General features: G+C 43.1%; 14 protein-coding genes. 9 read left to right on the top strand and 5 right to left on the bottom strand.

What is annotated here, in order from left to right:
* The first annotated feature begins 530 nt into the window (after positions 1-530).
* The 3 genes from ACQEXU_RS00880 (at position 531) to ACQEXU_RS00870 (ending at position 5,804) form a co-directional block, all read left to right on the top strand.
* Positions 531-2,078 carry a DUF3360 family protein gene (locus tag ACQEXU_RS00880; RefSeq protein WP_367986767.1) on the top strand — a complete coding sequence of 516 codons (1,548 nt, stop codon included), beginning with the start codon at positions 531-533 and terminating at the stop codon, positions 2,076-2,078.
* Between the two features lie 285 nt (positions 2,079-2,363).
* Complete coding sequence (gene pflB / locus ACQEXU_RS00875; RefSeq protein WP_427009296.1) at positions 2,364-4,640, top strand: formate C-acetyltransferase; 2,277 nt, start codon at positions 2,364-2,366, stop codon at positions 4,638-4,640.
* Positions 4,641-4,826: 186 nt separating this feature from the next.
* Entirely contained in the window at positions 4,827-5,804 is a 978-nt protein-coding gene (locus ACQEXU_RS00870; RefSeq protein WP_427009295.1) for a lipid A deacylase LpxR family protein, read from the top strand.
* Here the strand turns inward: ACQEXU_RS00870 and ACQEXU_RS00865 are convergent.
* On the bottom strand, positions 5,801-7,681 hold the full coding sequence (locus ACQEXU_RS00865) for a methyl-accepting chemotaxis protein (RefSeq protein ID WP_427009294.1): 1,881 nt from the start codon (positions 7,679-7,681) through the stop codon (positions 5,801-5,803). The two genes, ACQEXU_RS00870 and ACQEXU_RS00865, sit on opposite strands and share 4 nt — an antisense overlap.
* A gap of 228 nt (positions 7,682-7,909) precedes the next feature.
* Between ACQEXU_RS00865 and pflA the strand changes: the two genes are divergently transcribed.
* From pflA to ACQEXU_RS00835, 6 genes are all read left to right on the top strand, one after another.
* Positions 7,910-8,650: a pyruvate formate lyase 1-activating protein gene (gene pflA, locus ACQEXU_RS00860; protein ID WP_367986771.1), complete on the top strand. Its 741-nt coding sequence runs from the start codon at positions 7,910-7,912 to the stop codon at positions 8,648-8,650.
* A 66-nt stretch (positions 8,651-8,716) separates the two neighbouring features.
* Positions 8,717-9,382 (top strand): energy-coupling factor ABC transporter permease, encoded by a 666-nt coding sequence (locus tag ACQEXU_RS00855; protein ID WP_427009293.1) that lies wholly within the window; start codon positions 8,717-8,719, stop codon positions 9,380-9,382.
* Positions 9,383-9,507: 125 nt separating this feature from the next.
* On the top strand, positions 9,508-10,008 hold the full coding sequence (locus ACQEXU_RS00850; protein WP_367986773.1) for a YfbU family protein: 501 nt from the start codon (positions 9,508-9,510) through the stop codon (positions 10,006-10,008).
* 290 nt (positions 10,009-10,298) lie between these two features.
* Positions 10,299-12,233, top strand: coding sequence for a PrkA family serine protein kinase (locus tag ACQEXU_RS00845; RefSeq protein ID WP_367986774.1), 1,935 nt, complete (start codon positions 10,299-10,301; stop codon positions 12,231-12,233).
* Positions 12,234-12,318: 85 nt separating this feature from the next.
* Complete coding sequence (locus ACQEXU_RS00840; RefSeq protein ID WP_367986775.1) at positions 12,319-13,593, top strand: YeaH/YhbH family protein; 1,275 nt, start codon at positions 12,319-12,321, stop codon at positions 13,591-13,593.
* A gap of 4 nt (positions 13,594-13,597) precedes the next feature.
* Positions 13,598-15,148: a SpoVR family protein gene (locus ACQEXU_RS00835; RefSeq protein ID WP_427009292.1), complete on the top strand. Its 1,551-nt coding sequence runs from the start codon at positions 13,598-13,600 to the stop codon at positions 15,146-15,148.
* Positions 15,149-15,180: 32 nt separating this feature from the next.
* Here the strand turns inward: ACQEXU_RS00835 and kdsB are convergent, their stop codons facing one another.
* Genes kdsB through msbA form a run of 4 tightly spaced genes read right to left on the bottom strand, consistent with a single transcriptional unit; the run spans position 15,181 to position 18,848 of the window.
* Positions 15,181-15,930: a 3-deoxy-manno-octulosonate cytidylyltransferase gene (gene kdsB / locus ACQEXU_RS00830; protein WP_427009291.1), complete on the bottom strand. Its 750-nt coding sequence runs from the start codon at positions 15,928-15,930 to the stop codon at positions 15,181-15,183.
* Positions 15,930-16,109, bottom strand: a complete 180-nt coding sequence (locus ACQEXU_RS00825; RefSeq protein WP_367986778.1) for a Trm112 family protein — start codon at positions 16,107-16,109, stop codon at positions 15,930-15,932. The genes kdsB and ACQEXU_RS00825 overlap by 1 nt, the downstream gene beginning before the upstream one ends.
* Entirely contained in the window at positions 16,090-17,097 is a 1,008-nt protein-coding gene (gene lpxK / locus ACQEXU_RS00820) for a tetraacyldisaccharide 4'-kinase (RefSeq protein ID WP_427009290.1), read from the bottom strand. Before lpxK ends, ACQEXU_RS00825 begins: the two co-directional genes overlap by 20 nt.
* Before the next feature lie 2 nt (positions 17,098-17,099).
* Complete coding sequence (msbA, locus tag ACQEXU_RS00815; protein ID WP_427009289.1) at positions 17,100-18,848, bottom strand: lipid A ABC transporter ATP-binding protein/permease MsbA; 1,749 nt, start codon at positions 18,846-18,848, stop codon at positions 17,100-17,102.
* Between the last annotated feature and the right edge of the window lie 8 nt (positions 18,849-18,856).

The following is an 18,856-nucleotide window of genomic DNA, read 5'->3' as shown; positions in this document are numbered from 1 at the left end:
CTATCAAAATGGGATATCAAGCCACTTTATCTGAGTATATATTCATCATGCGGGTTTATATCCTAACAAACACGCATAAAACACCATTAGACACCACAATGTATTGCACGCACCTAATTAACATTTTTATAAAAACACGATCCAGCGCAACCAACCAACAAAGGCGTTACACATACAGTTCAGGTCTAAGAAAAATTACAATGTGAAATATTATTTCAATCGAATAAATGTGAAGATATCGTAAACTCCATAGCTGTGTAGTTTTCTTTCACATTCTTTCATAAAGTGATCTAAATCAATCACTCTTTAGGGTTACCAAGATAAACTCCACAACGAAAGTCAAAGCCTCACTTCAGACGCTTTTTCTTTGTACATGCCACACATTGAAGCACAGCAATTGCTTGCTACATGTATATCAAGGCAAAGTACCTGCAGCAGGAAGCAGCAAACCGTTTTATCAGAACTGTTCGAAGACAATAATTATTGAGCAGTTTTAAAGCACTACAACTTTTTTAAAATATGAGGAATCTATGTCAGACGCAGTCAATAAACCGCATTCTGATTCGGATATCGAGAATAAAAGCTATCAGGAACTGCATCGTCCAGCTTCTGAGTTCGCTACCCGCTCTGATTACCTAGATCACGAACTGCAAATCATGAAGCCTCGTCGCTTCGGCCTTAACCTTCCAGGTCGTGATTTTCGCTTCGAATTAGAAGACTTGGTACCTGCACTAGCTGGTACTATCGGTATTATCGCAATGTATTCTGCGGTAATGATGTCGTGGGCTGATGGTCTAACAGCGGCTTGGGATCATGTAAACTTAGGTAAAGAGTTTGCTATCGAAGTCGCTCGTGTAGAAATGCTCTTCCCTGCTCTATTTTTCTGTGTGATTGCATCTGGTTTTATCAACCCTAGGGCAAACCTTGCAGGCAACCACGGCCCTATGATCCCTCTTATCGGTGCGATTGCTCTTGCCGGTGCTCACCCTCTGGCTTTGGCGATTCTTCTTGGTGTATTTGGCCTTCTACTTAGTTACTTTAAAGGCGGCTCCAAGTTAGTTAATTTGACGTCTGAAGGTACGGCTGGTGGCTTGCTCATTTTCCTTGGTTTTACAGGTACAATGAGCCAGATAACCTCCATCCAAACTTGGGCAACTGGATTGCAATCTGCAGATATTGCCGCTGGTAGTATGGGCTATGTCGGTTTAGTCGTCTTAGGTATCAACATCGTGTTGTACGCATTTTTGGCGAAGATCAACATGCGTTGGTTAGCGATCCCAGTTTGTGCTTTCACCGGTTTGATTATCGCACTGGTGCTTGGCGCAGGCTTCGATCTACGCTTTGAAACCGAAATGGGCTTGCCAAACTTAAACCCTGTATATTGGTGGGGCAGCACAGAAACAGGTTGGCAACTTGGCCTACCAAACCTTGAGCACTTTATCGCATCATTACCATTTGCCATTCTTGCTGTAGCAATGTGGTCACCAGACTTCCTTGGTCACCGTATCTTCCAAGAACTGAACTACCCTAAGAAGACAGAAAAAGTATTAATGGATGTTGATGACACCATGACCATGTGTTCTGTTCGCCAAATGGTAGGTACAGCACTTGGTGGCGGTAACATCACATCTTCATGGGGTACATACATGATCCCTGCTGCAATCGCAAAACGTCCAATTCCTGGTGGCGCAATCATTCTAGGCCTACTGGTAATGACGATTGCTATCCTTGGTTTCCCAATGGACGTTGCTGTATGGCCACCAGTAATGCGCGTTGCACTGCTAGTTGGTGTATTCCTTCCTTTACTAGAAGCAGGTATGCAGATGGTAAAAGATACAAAAGATTCGCAAGCTGCGGGTATCTGTATCTTTGGTTCTGCTGTCGTAAACCCAGTGCTAGCTTGGGCGCTAACAATGCTACTGGACAATAACGGTTTGATTGGCGACAAAGAGCGCGCATCTAAACTATCGTTCATAGACAAAATCGTTATCCCGGGCGGTGTACTAGTTATCTGTCTGATTGCTATGCTTGCTGTAGGTATGCTAGAAAGCCAATACGGCATTAAAGCTTGGCTATAAGCTCAAATTATTTGAGGGTGGCAGCAATTGCCACCCCCTTTTTATCGATTTTTTTGAGGATTTATTGATTTAGTTTAAGGTTTACAAAAAAATTTTAGTATACCCTTGAAAACAAGTAAGGAAGTTCCCATATAAAACGTAGTGACAATATTTATAGTTTTATGAACGTCATTTAAAGACTATACATATTGTTATTCATAAGAGTGTACTTGTCCTCCTAGTGGGGATAGCTGGCTCAACGGCTAGAATAGTACGTGTTTTTTCTACTAAAAAGGTAGGTATGTCATGGCAGAGCAATTTGCTAAAGCTTGGGAAGGTTTTGCTGAAGGTGATTGGCAAAACGAAGTAAACGTTCGTGATTTCATTCAGAAGAACTACGCACCGTATGAAGGCGACGAATCTTTCCTAGTTTCTGAAGGTACTGAAGCAACTAACAAGCTTTGGGCTAAGGTAATGGAAGGTATCAAACTGGAGAACTCTACTCACGCTCCTGTTGATTTCGATACTTCAGTTATCTCTACCATCACTGCTCACGATGCAGGCTACATCGAGAAAGACCTAGAAACTATCGTAGGTCTACAAACAGAAGCTCCTTTAAAACGTGCAATCATGCCAAACGGCGGTGTACGTATGATCGAAGGTTCTTGTAAAGCTTACGGTCGTGAACTTGACCCACAAGTTTCAAAAATCTTCTCTGAATACCGTAAAACGCACAACCAAGGCGTTTTCGATATTTACTCACCAGATATCCTAAAATGTCGTAAGTCTGGCGTTTTAACAGGCCTTCCGGATGCATACGGCCGTGGTCGTATCATCGGTGACTACCGCCGCGTTGCGCTATACGGTGTAGACTTCCTTATGAAGGATAAAGCTGCCCAGTTCCACTCTCTACAAGAGAAACTGGAAGCAGGTGACGACCTACAAATGACAATGCAACTTCGTGAAGAGATTCAAGAACAGCACCGCGCACTAGGTCAAATGAAAGAAATGGCAGCTAAATACGGCTTTGACATTTCTGGTCCTGCGACTAACGCTCAAGAAGCTATCCAGTGGACTTACTTCGGTTACCTTGCAGCTGTTAAATCTCAAAACGGCGCGGCAATGTCTCTAGGTCGTACTTCTACGTTCCTTGACGTTTACGTTGAGCGCGATATCGCAAACGGTGTTATCACTGAAGAACAAGCTCAGGAAATGATCGACCACTTCGTAATGAAACTACGTATGGTTCGCTTCCTACGTACTCCTGAGTACGATGAGCTATTCTCTGGCGACCCAATCTGGGCTACAGAATCTATGGGTGGTATGGGTGTTGACGGTCGTACGCTAGTTACACGTACAAACTTCCGTTTCCTAAACACACTATACACAATGGGTCCTTCTCCAGAGCCAAACATCACTGTACTTTGGTCTGAGCAACTACCTGACGGCTTCAAGAAGTTCTGTGCGAAAGTATCTATTGATACATCTTCTATCCAGTACGAGAACGATGACCTAATGCGTCCAGATTTCGACAACGATGACTACGCTATCGCTTGTTGTGTATCGCCAATGGTTATCGGTAAGCACATGCAGTTCTTCGGCGCTCGAGCAAACCTAGCTAAAACTCTACTTTACGTTATCAACGGCGGTGTAGATGAGAAGCTTAAGATCCAAGTTGGTCCTAAGACTGAGAAGATGACTGACGAAGTTCTAGACTTCGATAAAGTTTGGGCTGGTCTAGACAATTTCATGGATTGGCTAGCTAAGCAATACGTGACTGCACTAAACGCAATCCACTACTCTCACGACAAATACAGCTACGAAGCAGCTCTAATGGCTCTTCATGACCGTGACGTTCGTCGTACTATGGCTTGTGGTATCGCTGGTCTATCTGTTGCAGCTGACTCACTATCTGCAATCAAACACGCGAAAGTTAAACCTATCCGTGATGAAGACGGCATTGCAATCGACTTCGAAATCGAAGGCGATTACCCTAAATTTGGTAACAACGACGCTCGCGTTGATGACATGGCGTGTGAACTTGTTTCTATCTTCATGGGTAAAATCCGTAAGCTTAAGACTTACCGCGACGCTATCCCTACTCAGTCTATCCTTACTATCACATCTAACGTTGTGTACGGTAAGAAAACAGGTACTACACCTGATGGCCGTAAAGCAGGCGCTCCTTTCGCTCCTGGTGCAAACCCAATGCACGGTCGTGATGAGAAAGGTGCAGTAGCATCACTAACATCTGTAGGTAAACTACCGTTTGCTGACGCTAAAGATGGTATCTCTTACACATTCTCTATCGTACCAAACGCACTAGGTAAAGAAGAGAACTCTCAACGTTCTAACCTTGCAGGTCTAATGGATGGTTACTTCCACCACGAAGCTGGCATCGAAGGTGGTCAACACCTAAACGTGAACGTTCTTAACCGTGAAACTCTAGAAGACGCAGTTAAGCACCCAGAGAAATACCCTCAGCTAACAATCCGTGTATCTGGTTACGCTGTACGCTTTAACTCTCTAACTGCAGAGCAACAAGCTGACGTAATCGCACGTACTTTCACTGAGTCTCTATAATCTCAGCTGAATGATTGATAAAGCCCCGCTATTTAAGCGGGGCTTTTTATTGCTAGCTATTTGCAATTACACGTCTATCATATCGACATTTTCCACACTTCTTGCGTCAAATTAATAGCTTATTAAAGCGGGCATACTTTTTGTATGTAATATGAAAACCACTGCAAATAACAAGAAAAATTGCCTATGAAGTACCTGCGCGTTTTACCGTTACTTTTACTTGCTACTGGAGCATCAGCATCTGATCGTTCTACCGTTTCTTTTACACTAGATAATGATGGTGTTTTTGGTGTTGATGAGGATTATACAAACGGGATCTTTTTGACCTATACCTCCGGTGCGATCGACCCAAACTGGTTAACCAAGCCTTTAAGCTTAAGCATGTGGGGAGCCACTTCTCTATATAAGTTCGAATTCACTATCGGACACAAAATGTGGACACCTTCTGATATTGAAGCTACGGAGCCATTGGCAAATGACCGACCTTATGCGGGCTATTTACATACTTCGCTTAATTATATTAGCTTGCACCCACAACAAGCCCAGCGTTTTAATTTGACGATCGGTACAACCGGTGAAAGTTCACTTGCAGACAAAGCCCAAAACTTCGTACATAGCATTACGGGTTCAGATGACCCGCTAGGTTGGGAGTACCAAGTAGAAGAAAAAATTGTTGGTAGCGTTGGATACCTCAGCCACTTCAACTGGATGCGTGAACGTTCAATCGCGAACACAGATTGGGAGGTTTCCAATATTTCGGAAGTAAATGTTGGGAACTATCGAAGTGATATCTCTACAGGTCTTATGTTCCGCTGGGGTAGCGACTTAGCTGGTAACATGGGAGCTGCTAATATTGACACCGAAAATCCTTTCAGACCCGGGATGATAGGAGCATCAAAAGGCGGATGGTTCCTGTTTGGTGGAGTTGAAGGCCGCTATCGTTTTAACGACTACACGCTAGAGGGAGATAGACCGGGCATTCCTGACCCTGAGAATTATCCAGTCACGCTTGAAAACCTCCAAGCTTCAGCAGTATTAGGCGTTGCTTGGTACAACGATTACCTTGGTGCAAGCTTTACCACTACCGCTAAATCACCAGAATATAAAGAAGCTACCAGTAGCGTCTATGGTACGGGCAGCCTCTCTCTATACGCATTTTTCTAAATCGCAAACCTCTGGCAGTCTTGATTGAGGCTGCTAGAGCGTTGATCAACCACTTGACTCACCGCCCGTAATTGTTCGTTATTGTCTTCCAAATCTTTCATCGCTGAAGACATCTGAGTCATGCTATCGGCCATTGACTGACTTGTCGTCGCCAACTCTTTAATCGACGTAAATATTACGTCGGTTTGATGGGACGCTTCATCGGCTTTTTCGATGATCACATTGAGTGCTTGCATAGCCTCGTGTCCTCGCTCCTGCCCCGATTTCATCGATGATTCAGATTGTCCAATGTATTGAATCACTTCAGCACTTTCATTTTTCATCGTATCGATGGTTTCGGAAATTTCATTTACAGCATCGACTGTTCGAACTGCCAAGCTTCGCACCTCGTCAGCGACAACCGCAAACCCCCTACCTTGTTCCCCTGCTCTCGCAGCCTCTATTGCAGCATTTAACGCTAACAGGTTAGTTTGTTCTGCAATTCCGTTGATGATTTCCATAACAGCATCCACTTTAGATGAAGCTTCTTCCAATTGTTGGATATGTGTGGCTGCAGACTTAAGGATATTTGCTACCTCCTCTAGCGAACCGATTGCAGAACCGATCACTTTAGCCCCTTCTTCTGCCGAATGTGTGGAAGAGCGGCTAATATCCGCCACAAATTCAAGCGAGCTTGAAACCTCTTGGGTGGTAACACTCACCTGTTCTGTCGCTGATGCTAAAACTTGAGTCTGTCCCAGAACTTCCGTTTGGTGATGAGCAAGTTTATCCAACCCATGACTAAGCTCTGCAGCGTTTTCAGACAAAGCATTGCTGCTTCCCTGAACACCTTTGATCAACGCTCCTAAATTCTCACAACTTTGATTGATCGTTTTTGCTAACTGATTGAACTCATCATTGGGATTGTTCGATAAAGACATCCGCTGAGACAAATCCCCTTTTGAGATCGCTTGCAGAATTTGGCTGATCTGTTTAAGGGATTTTGAAAGGCTGATGCTGGCGGTCATAAATATCGCAACAGTGAATATGGCAAGAATGGCACAAGCAAAAACCACTGACCAAGTTGTTTCCGAGGCGGCGTTATCGGCAGAAACTTGAAACTCACTACTCATTGTACCCAGTGTTAGCGTTGTTTCATTGATAACTGATGTAAAATTGCTTTCGTTAACGAGCAATTGCTGCTCCACTTCTCCCAGCTGCTGAGAAAGCTCGCTGACTCGAAGAAAGGTTTCTTTAAAGCTGTTTATTTCTGCTTCGTACAACTCTAACATCGCATACACATTCGACATGCTCACAAAGCCAGCCATCGCACGATTAAACAGCTTTAAATTATTCTCGTTCGGCTGTAACAAGTAGTTTTGTTGTGCCTTGATCATTGCTTGAAAATCCGAGTTCAATGTCACCATGCCCGTCTCTTCGATTTTCTTTTCAATTGTCGACGCATACTCTTTAAGTAAGCCAAGTTTCCCTTCATCAACATTGAACCCCAGCTCAGACTTTAATGTCATCCAAGGCAACAACGCTTGTTTAAATTCATTCGCACTCGATTGAATACCGTCCGCTTGCTCAGCAAGGCTTAGCTCTGCCAAAAACTTGGCATTTTTCTCAACATCAGAAACTATTGATGCCAATTTTTCTTCTACCGTACTTACTTCAGAGCCCGTCATATCATCAAGCTCACCAGACAGTGAAAGAAGCTTACTTTGAGTTCGATAAAGAGAAAGTGAACCAGTAGCAACCTCCCCACTCGATTGGTATTGGTGGCTCATTACGTTCAAACGCGCCGTTGTAAATATTCCCAAAGCAATAAAACCAACAGACAAGACTACCAGTAGTAGTGTCATCTTTTGCTTTTGTGACAGAGCAAATAAATCCATAGCTATTCCTTAGTCATCAAACTATATGACTTCCAAAAACCTTATGTTTTATGCATTCATGATTATTTATATTCTTATCATTTATAACAATTTTATAACATTATTTTTGTGCTATGTACGCTTTTTTAAACAAACTCAGTAAAATCAGCGTTAACACCGCATAGCGCTATTTAAACCGCACTTTTTGTAATAAAATAACAACCAAAATTACTAAATAGAGATGAGCTCATGTCAACAACTGGTCGTATTCATTCTTTTGAATCTTGCGGAACCGTAGACGGACCTGGTATTCGCTTTATAGTCTTCCTGCAAGGTTGCCTAATGCGTTGTAAGTACTGTCATAACCGCGATACTTGGGACACACACGATGGAAAAGAAGTGACCGTTGAAGAGATCATCAGTGAAGCGAAAACTTATCGTCACTTTATGAACGCTTCTGGTGGTGGTGTTACATGTTCAGGTGGAGAAGCAATGCTTCAACCTGAGTTTGTACGCGATTTTTTCCGTGCTGCGAAAGCTGAAGGTATTCACACTTGCTTGGATACAAACGGATATATCCGAAAACACACCGATGTGATTGATGAAGTCCTTGAAGCTACCGACTTAGTTATGTTGGATTTAAAGCACATGAAAGATGAGATCCACCAAGATTTTATCGGTGTATCCAACCGTCGAGTCCTTGATTTTGCTCGGTACTTACATAGCGTAGGACAAACCACATGGATTCGTTATGTAGTCGTTCCTGGCTATACTGACGATGAAGAAGCCGCACATATGCTGGGTGAGTTCATTAAAGATATGGACAACATCGAGAAAGTTGAACTCCTTCCGTACCACAAATTGGGTGCACATAAGTGGGAAGCTCTGGGAATCGAGTATCCATTAGATGGTGTAAACCCACCACCAAAAGAAACAATGGACAACATCGTATCAATTCTTGAGCAGTATCACTCAAACGTAAAATACTGATTTCCCATTTGCTTTAATTCATAAAAAATACCAACCTGAAGGTTGGTATTTTTTATGGTTGTTATCATGTTTCTCAAAGAGCTCTTTGCATTACTACTTTTATTGATTGCTGCCTTTCCAGCCGCTCACGATGCAAAGCGTCATTTGTTACCAAAACTACAGAAAGATCGCTCATTTCAGCACATTACCTACGCCATTATCTTTACACTTTTTTTGTTGTGGTCAGCACAAGCTGGTGTAAAAGACAACTTGTCGATTCACTTTCTTGGTCTCACAACCCTTACCCTAATGTATGGCTGGAAGATCGCTTATTTGCTTTCCGGTATAGTCTCTCTTCTGTTAGCCGCATTTGGTGAACTCCACTTCTTCCAATTACCCGAATATCTCTTTCTTTCTGGCTTGGTTCCAATCGCGATCAGCTGCATCATTTTTAACCTAACCTATAAATACTTACCTCGTAATATCTTCGTTTTTATCTTTATTGCGGGTTTCTTCAATGGCGCAGTGACAGGCAGTTTACATCTGGTGATAAATTCGCTGTACCACGTTGTTAATGATACGCATGATTGGGCAACAATCGTGGACAACTACCTTATTTTCACTCCCCTTCTTGCCTTTCCTGAAGGCCTACTCAATGGAATGGCAACGGCTATGTTGTGCGTGTTTAAACCTGAATGGCTGAGAGTCTTTTCTGATAAAGATTATATTTACAATCATTACCATAAAAAATAGCGCTGCAAGCGTCGATTCTTTGTACTTTTCTTATTAAATGTGTGTTGAGATCATGTTTCACTCATCGTGTAAGCGTTAACCTAATCCCATTAAAGAAATATTAATTTGTTATTAGTGAGGCCAACATGGAAATGACCAATGCTCAGCGTCTGATCCTTTCAAACCAGTACTACCTGATGTCACAAATGGATCCAGAAAATGCGCAAAAATACCAACGTTTACAAACCATTGTAGAACGTGGGTATGAGCTGCAAATGCAAGAACTGAACAAAGACTTTGGTTGTCTTGTAGAGCAAGAATGTCGTGAAATCATCGATATCATGGAAATGTATCATGCGATGCAAGAATCCAATAAAATGCTTTCCGAGAATGAGCAACAAGAAGTTGATCAGCGCCGTTTACAATTCCTTGGGTTCGATATCGCAACAGAAGCTCAACATGTTAACTACGTGCGCTTCTTAACAGAATCAGAAGGTCTATATCCTCAATTTTCCAAAGAAGAGCACCATTTCAATAGCCAAATGCCAATGCTTGAAAAATATCGCCGCATGTTGAGCACATGGCGTAGTTGTCCACGCCAATATCACTTATGTCCGACAGAGCTAAAACAAATATTTAACGCTTAAAAACACCAAAAGAGCTGCAGTCGCAGCTCTTTTTCTAACAGCGCCCAATTCCTTTCGTTAAAAAACACTCCCCCTCCTTCTCGCTTAAAATCACACCATTTATACCCGCAACAACAGATATTCAGCTTAAAAATACGCAAGATAAAAACAACTAGGCAAACATCACATTTTGCAAATAAACACATATTTTTTAAGCAAAATTCCAAAAACAAACTAGGCTTAAGTAGTAAGGAAATTGGAATTCAATGCGAGTTGTTTGTCGAACAGACAGGTTCAGAGGGGAATTCATTATGAGTATTTTCGACCACTTCCAAGCACGCTATGAAGCGGCCAAGGACGAAGAATTGTCGCTTCAGGAGTTTCTAGCTCTCTGTAAAGATGACAAAAGCGCTTATGCCAATGCAGCCGAACGTTTATTAATGGCAATTGGCGAACCTGAAATTATAGACACGGCTCAAGACCCGCGACTCAGCCGCATTTTCTCAAATCGGGTCATATCGCGATACGAAACGTTCAAAGATTTCTATGGTATGGAAGACGCTATTGAACAAATCGTTTCTTATCTAAAACACGCGGCGCAAGGGCTAGAAGAAAGAAAACAGATTCTTTACTTGTTAGGCCCAGTTGGCGGCGGTAAATCGTCGATTGCAGAAAAGCTTAAAGCACTGATGCAACTCATTCCTATCTACGTCCTATCTGCAAATGGCGAACGTAGCCCGGTTAATGATCACCCATTTAGCTTATTCGACGTAACAGAAGATGGTGACTTACTGAAACAGGAATACGGTATCGAGAAACGATACTTGCGAACCATCATGTCACCTTGGGCAGCGAAACGCCTTCACGAATTTGGCGGTGATATCTCCAAATTTAAAGTTGTCAAAGTTCGCCCTTCAATTCTAGACCAGCTAGCGGTGGCTAAAACAGAACCTGGTGATGAGAATAACCAAGACATTTCATCACTCGTGGGTAAAGTCGATATCCGTATGCTGGAGCACTATTCGCAAGATGATCCGGATGCATACAGTTACTCAGGTGCGTTATGTCGTGCAAACCAAGGGTTGATGGAATTTGTAGAGATGTTCAAAGCCCCTATTAAGGTTTTGCATCCTCTTTTAACCGCTACCCAAGAAGGTAACTATAACGGTACAGAAGGTCTATCTGCCCTTCCTTTTGAAGGTATGATTTTGGCTCACTCTAATGAATCAGAGTGGCAAACCTTCCGTAACAACAAAAACAATGAGGCGTTTTTAGATAGGGTCTACATAGTTAAAGTCCCTTATTGTCTGCGTGTCTCTGAAGAAGTGAAGATTTATCAGAAATTGCTTGATCACTCGGAGCTTTCGAAAGCACCATGCTCACCTAGTACGTTAGATCTTCTAGCTCAATTCAGTATTCTTTCACGACTAAAAGACCCTGAAAATTCTTCGGTTTTCTCGAAAATGCGTGTTTACGATGGAGAAACGTTAAAAGATACCGATCCAAAAGCAAAAAGCTATCAAGAATACCGTGACTATGCAGGTGTCGATGAAGGTATGTCTGGCCTCTCAACCCGTTTTGCCTTCAAGATCCTGTCGCGCGTATTTAACTTCGACCAAGCAGAAGTAGCCGCTAACCCTGTTCATCTATTCTATGTCATTGAACAACAAGTCGAACGAGAGCAGTTCCCTCAAGAAACGGCTGAAAAGTACCTTGAGTTCTTAAAAGGCTACTTAGTGCCTCGCTATGTCGAGTTTATCGGAAAAGAGATTCAAACTGCGTATTTAGAGTCATACTCTGAATACGGACAAAATATCTTCGACCGTTATGTCACCTATGCCGATTTCTGGATTCAAGATCAGGAATATCGTGATCCTGAGACCGGTCAACTATTTGACCGAGCGGCGTTAAATAACGAATTAGAAAAAATCGAAAAAACTGCTGGCATCAGCAACCCTAAAGATTTCCGTAACGAGATCGTTAACTTCGTCCTTCGTGCTAAAGCCAACAATAATGGACAAAACCCTGTTTGGACTAGCTATGAGAAGCTGCGTACCGTTATCGAGAAGAAAATGTTCTCTAACACCGAGGAGCTATTACCGGTCATCTCTTTCAACACCAAAACCTCTTCTGAGGATCAGAAGAAGCACGACGACTTCGTCGCTCGTATGATGGAGAAAGGTTATACCGAAAAACAAGTCAGATTACTTTCTGAATGGTACTTACGCGTACGTAAGTCTTCATAAGTCAACCTGACTCAAGTCCATAGCTAAGCAGTCGGCTACCTGTTGGTAGCCGGCAAAAGCGGTGTGATTGTATAAGGGGTAACGAATGGCGCAATTTATCGATAGACGATTAAACGGCAAGAACAAAAGTGCTGTGAACAGGCAGCGCTTTCTACGCCGTCATAAAGAGCAGATCAAGGAATCTGTCGCTGACGCCGTCAATCGCCGTTCTATTACGAACACCGAAACGGGTGAAGACGTTTCTATTCCTCATAAAGACATCAAAGAACCCGTGTTTCACCAAGGTAAAGGTGGAGTAAAAGAACGCGTCCATCCAGGCAACGACCAGTTTGTTACCGGAGATAAAATTGAGCGCCCTAAAGGGGGCGGCCAAGGCGGCGGGTCTGGTGAAGGTGATGCGAGTCAAGACGGAGAAGGCCAAGACGATTTCGTATTTCAAATATCTAAAGATGAATACTTGGATCTCCTCTTTGAAGAACTTGAATTACCTAACCTTGAAAAGAATCAAATCAACAAAATCACTGAATGGAAAACACATAGAGCGGGTTACCAAACTGCTGGTGTACCGGCCAATATTGCGATAGTCAAATCACTCCAACAGTCGTTAGCCAGAAGAACCGCAATGACTGCGGGTAAAAAACGAATGCTCCATGAACTCGAAGATGAATTACAGCGAATTCAAAACCAAGAGCCAGCTCAGGCAATGGAAGAAAAGCGTCTGAGGGAAGAGATTCAAGCATTAAGGAAGAAGATCGACTCTGTCCCTTTCATTGATACTTTCGACCTTCGATTCAAAAATTACGAACGTCGCCCAATTCCTTCTAGCCAAGCCGTAATGTTTTGTTTAATGGATGTTTCAGGTTCGATGGATCAAGCAACAAAAGACATAGCTAAACGATTTTATGTTTTGCTCTACCTATTTTTGACTCGAACTTATGAGAACGTTGAAGTCGTCTTTATTCGCCATCATACACAAGCTAAAGAAGTCGACGAGCATGAGTTCTTTTACTCACAAGAAACAGGGGGCACCATTGTTTCCAGTGCATTAAAGCTGATGAACGAAATTGTCGAAGATCGCTACCCTATTGGTGAGTGGAATATCTACGCCGCGCAAGCTTCAGATGGTGATAACTGGGCAGATGACTCTCCACGCTGTCGCGAATTACTGACCAAGAAGATTCTGCCAAACTGTCAATATTATTCTTATATCGAAATAACCCGTCGCTCTCATCAAACCCTTTGGCACGAGTATGAGAAGCTGGAAGAAGCATTCCCGAATTTTGCTATGAAGAACATTCGCAGTGTCGATGATATCTTCCCGGTATTCAGGGAGCTGTTTAAAAAGGAAACTGCAGCGTAGGGAGATGACTATGGCTACGACGACAAAAAAAACAACAAAGAAAAAGAGCAAGATGTTGTCAGATGGGCCGGATTGGACCTTTGACCTGTTAGAGCAATACCATCAAGAGATCAAACGAGTCGCCGATCATTACCGGCTTGATGCTTATCCAAATCAAATTGAAGTCATTACATCTGAACAAATGATGGATGCTTATTCCAGTATCGGTATGCCGATAAACTATAACCATTGGTCTTTTGGCAAGAAGTTCATTCAAACAGAACAAGGTTATAAGCATGGCCAAATGGGCTTAGCGTATGAGATTGTGATCAACTCAGACCCATGTATTGCCTACTTAATGGAAGAAAATACCGTCACCATGCAAGCTCTGGTTATGGCGCATGCCTGTTATGGTCATAACTCTTTCTTTAAAGGAAATTACCTATTTCAAACGTGGACTGATGCCAGTTCTATTATTGATTACCTACTCTTTGCCAAAAACTATATTGCCAAATGCGAAGAGAAATATGGTCAAAAAGAAGTCGAGGAGTTACTCGATTCCTGCCACGCTCTTATGAATTTTGGTGTGGATCGCTACAAGCGCCCTGAAAAGATTTCAATCGCAGAAGAGAAAGCCAGACAAGAAGAACGTGAAGCGTACTTACAGTCTCAAGTTAACGAGCTTTGGCGAACAGTACCGAAATCTAAAACCAAAGAAGAAGACATTAAAATTCGCTTCCCGAGTGAACCGCAAGAAAACATCTTGTACTTTATCGAGAAGCATGCTCCGTTGTTAGAATCATGGCAACGAGAGATCGTTCGGATTGTTCGAAAGATCAGCCAGTACTTTTACCCGCAAAAGCAAACGCAGGTAATGAATGAAGGTTGGGCTACCTTTTGGCACTACACCATACTTAATCACCTCTACGACGAGGGGATTGTTTCAGAGCGATTTATCCTTGAGTTCCTTCATAGCCATACGAGTGTCGTTGCTCAACCTCCTTATAACAGTCCTTACTACAGTGGCATAAACCCTTACGCTCTTGGCTTTGCGATGTTCAGAGATATACGACGGATTTGTGAAGAACCGACTGATGAAGATAAAGAGTGGTTCCCAGATTTAGCGGGCACTGATTGGCTTGAAGCAGTTCATTTTGCGATGCGTAATTTTAAAGATGAAAGCTTTATCAGCCAATATTTGTCCCCCAAACTAATGCGCGACTTCAAACTGTTTTCTGTTGTAGATGATGATAGGAAAAATTACCTTGAGGTCAGTGCCATCCATAATGACGTCGGTTATCGTGCAATCAGAGAAAAAATAGCCGCACAATATAACCTTAGTAACCTCGAACCCAACATTCAGGTCTTCAATGTTGATGTCCGGGGTGATCGCTCTTTAACCCTTCAATATGTTCCCCATGACCGAATTCCATTGGACGAAAGTTATGACGAAGTACTGAAGCACATGTATCGTTTGTGGGGGTTTGACGTCATCCTCGAAGAAGTGAAAGACACTGGCCGACGTGAAATACTTGGTACTTGCCCGAAACGGGGCGATTATGACACTAACATATAAGAAAAAAGGAGAGCAGAGCTCTCCTTTTCTAGTTAACCTGCAATGATTTTTCTCACCGCTTCCAGATCTTCTGGTGTATCAACACCAGCTGCTGGTGCTTCTTTGGCTACAGCCACATGAATTTTCTCGCCATACCAAAGCACACGGAGTTGTTCCAAGCACTCAATACGCTCAAGTGCCGACGGTGCCCAATTAATGTATGTATTGATGAAACCGGCTCGGTAAGCATAAATACCAATATGACGCATTAATGGTGTTTCAATCTGTTTCTGTTCGGTAGCAAAACCGTCTCTGTCCCATGGGATCGTCGCACGGCTAAAATACAGCGCATAACCTTCATGATCAGTAACCACTTTAACGGCATTCGGATTAAAGACTTCAAATTCATCTTCAATTTCTACTGCTAGTGTTGCCATCGGGGCTACACTGTTTGCTAAATTCTCCGCAACTTGACGAATGATCGATGGTGGGATCAGTGGTTCATCCCCTTGGACATTCACAATAATGTGGTCATCTGCGATATTTTTTAGCTTCACAACTTCTGCTAAACGTTCAGTACCTGACTCATGATCAGGAGAGGTCATACAGACCTCTCCACCAAAGGCAAGTACAGCCTCTTCGACACGTTTATCATCTGTTGCTACAACGACATGTTCAGCTCCGGCTTGTAACGCTTGTTCGTAAACCCATTGCACCATTGGCTTACCAGCAATATCCGCCAGAGGTTTGCCCGGAAGGCGCGTAGATTGATATCGCGCTGGAATGACAACCGTAAAGGCCATTAGCGTCCCTCTTCCATACTCATTTGACGCGCTTCAGGCTCAAGAAGTACAGGAATTCCTTCTTTAATTGGATAAGCCAGTCTGTCGAATTTACAAATCAGCTCTTGTTTATCTTTATCAAAAGTCAGTTTGCCTTTACACACAGGGCAAGCCACGATTTCAAGCAGACGGTGATCCATATTGTTCCTTTACCTCTTTAATTCTGTTCAGAATACGTTCTTCATCAGATTCACTAAACGTAGCAGTCACTGGTAAGTACCACCAGTTGTCTTGCGCAAACGGTGCACATTTTACTGCATCTTTTTCTGTCATCATTAAATGTTGCCCTTTTTGAGCCATTTCATTCAAATCAGACGGGTTAAATTCTTGATGATCTGCAAACCCTTTTGTTGCAACCAAATCTGCACCCAACTGTTTCAACGTATTGAAAAACCTTGGTGGGTGACCAATACCAGCAATTGCAACCATTCCTTCCAATTGCCTGACAGGTGCAAGTTCTCGAGTTTTTAAATTGGTAGCTAAGCTTGGCGTAAGCACCATTGCTGCTTCCCCTTCATGTGCGGTTCCACCGTTAGTAATGATGAAGTCTACTTCTTGAAGTCTGGCAACAGACTCTCTTAGTGGACCAAGCGGAATTAAGTTTTCATTACCAAAACGTCTTTGACCATCCACAACAACCAGTTCGATATCACGCTGCAGCGCATAATGCTGTAAACCATCGTCGGTAATTATAATATCGACACCCGTTGGTAGCAGCGCCTGAACGGCATCAGAACGAACAGGGGAGACAGCCACAGGGGCGCCTGTGCGCTTATGAATCAAATAAGGTTCATCACCACAATGTTGAGTTGGTGTACTTTCTTGCACAACCAGCGGATAACTCTGGGCTTTGCCTCCATAACCACGAGAGACAACGCCAGGCTTAAATCCCATTAACTGCAGTTTTTCCACCAGCCAAATCACAACGGGTGTTTTGCCATTACCTCCGGCTGTAATATTACCGACGACAATAACTGGAACAGGCGCACGATAACTCTGCTTTTTACCATCAGCATAATCACTGCGTCGCTTTTGGCTGATCAATCCAAAAAGCTGACTCAATGGCCACAGCAGTGGCCAAAGCAAGTATTTAAGTGGATGGTTCTGGAACCAGATTTTTTCAATCACGCTTACTCACCAAACTGAATTCGATGAAGCTGGGCATAAGCGCCATTTTGCTTGATGAGTTCATTGTGAGGACCACGTTCAATGATCTCACCATCATCAACCACAAGGATTTCATCGGCTTCCTCAATCGTAGAAAGTCGGTGTGCAATCACAAGGACGGTTTTGTCTTTTTGTAGCTCATCTAGCGCAGCTTGAATCGCTTTTTCAGATTCTGTATCCAGAGCGGAGGTCGCTTCATCCAAAATCAAAACCGGCGCGTCACGCAAAAGAGCACGCGCAATAGCAATACGCTGGCGTTGACCACCGGACAAACTAGTACCATTTTCACCAATGACAGTATCTAGGCCTTCATCCATGTTATCAACAAAGTCCATGGCATGTGCAAGACGTGCTGCGTGCTCTATTTGTTCACGTGTGTATTTTTCTGTCGCCGCATAAGCAATGTTGTTGGCAATCGTATCGTTAAACAAATGCACATTTTGAGATACGAGCGCAAAATGGCTACGTAAGTTAGGCAAGGTATAATCACGAATATCGTGCCCATCCAACTTTATCACACCAGAATCCACGTCATAGAAGCGAGTAAAAAGGTTAGCAATGGTGCTTTTCCCTGAACCAGAACGGCCCACTAATGCCAAGGTTTGGCCCTCTGGGATGGTGAAGCTGACATTGGATAATGCCGGTTTCTCTTTCCCTTCATAGGTAAATGTCACGTCTTCTACCGAAATATCACCACGCACTTTCTGTGCAGTGTACTTGCCATTATCGACTTCCGTTTCTAAGTCCATTAATGCAAATAAGGTTTGGCTTGCAGCCATACCACGTTGAAACTCTGACGTTACATTGGTCAGCGCCTTAAGTGGGCGCATCAAACCAAACATGGCAGAGAACACTACTGTAAATGTACCCGGTGTTAATTCACTACGAATTGAGTCAACACTTGCTAAAAACAAAACAGCAACTAAAGCAATGGAGGCAATAACCTGAATGACAGGGTTTGCAATCGCCTGCGCCGCAACAAGCTTCATGGTTTGTTGACGCATTTGGTTACTAACCGCATCAAAGCGCTCACGCTCTACTTCTTGACCACCATAACTCAGTACAACTTTGTGCCCTTTTAGCATCTGCTCTGCAGAGGCAGTTACATTGCCCATCGCTTCTTGCATGTTTTTTGAGATCTTACGAAAACGCTTTGAAACAACACCAATTCCCCACGCAACAAGTGGTGCGACAACAAACAAAACCAATGAAAGCTGCCAGCTATTCCAAAACATAAGTACGAGTAAACCAATAATACTCGCCCCTTCACGTACAATGCTTACCAGCGCACGACTGGTGGCCCCAGCAACTTGCTCTGAATCGTAGGTAATGCGAGAAAGTAGACCGCCTGTAGATTCTTTGTCGAAATAAGACACGGGCATGTGCATGAACTGGCTAAATATTCGGCGACGCATTTGCATCACAACGTTGCCAGAAACCCAACTCAAACAGTAGCTAGAAGCAAAGCCACTTAAGCCACGCACGATCATCATGCCAAAAATAATTAAAGGAAGAGTCCGAAGGAAATTTGATTCAGCGTTACCAAAACCTTCATCAAGAAGTGGTTTTAGTAGAGAAACCATATAGGTATCAGCAATCGCATTAACGATAAGCGCGACAACCGCAACAGCCAAGCCTGCTTTGTATAAACGAATGTAAGTCCACAAACGCTTAAAGGTCTGCATGGTTGTTTCGTCGTTATTCAGAGACATAGAAATGC

Source organism: Vibrio sp. TRT 21S02, from assembly GCF_050113675.1.
Taxonomy (GTDB): Bacteria; Pseudomonadota; Gammaproteobacteria; order Enterobacterales; family Vibrionaceae; genus Vibrio.
The sequence above is the reverse complement of the archived record's forward strand: the minus strand, read 5'-3'. Positions and strand labels throughout refer to the sequence as shown.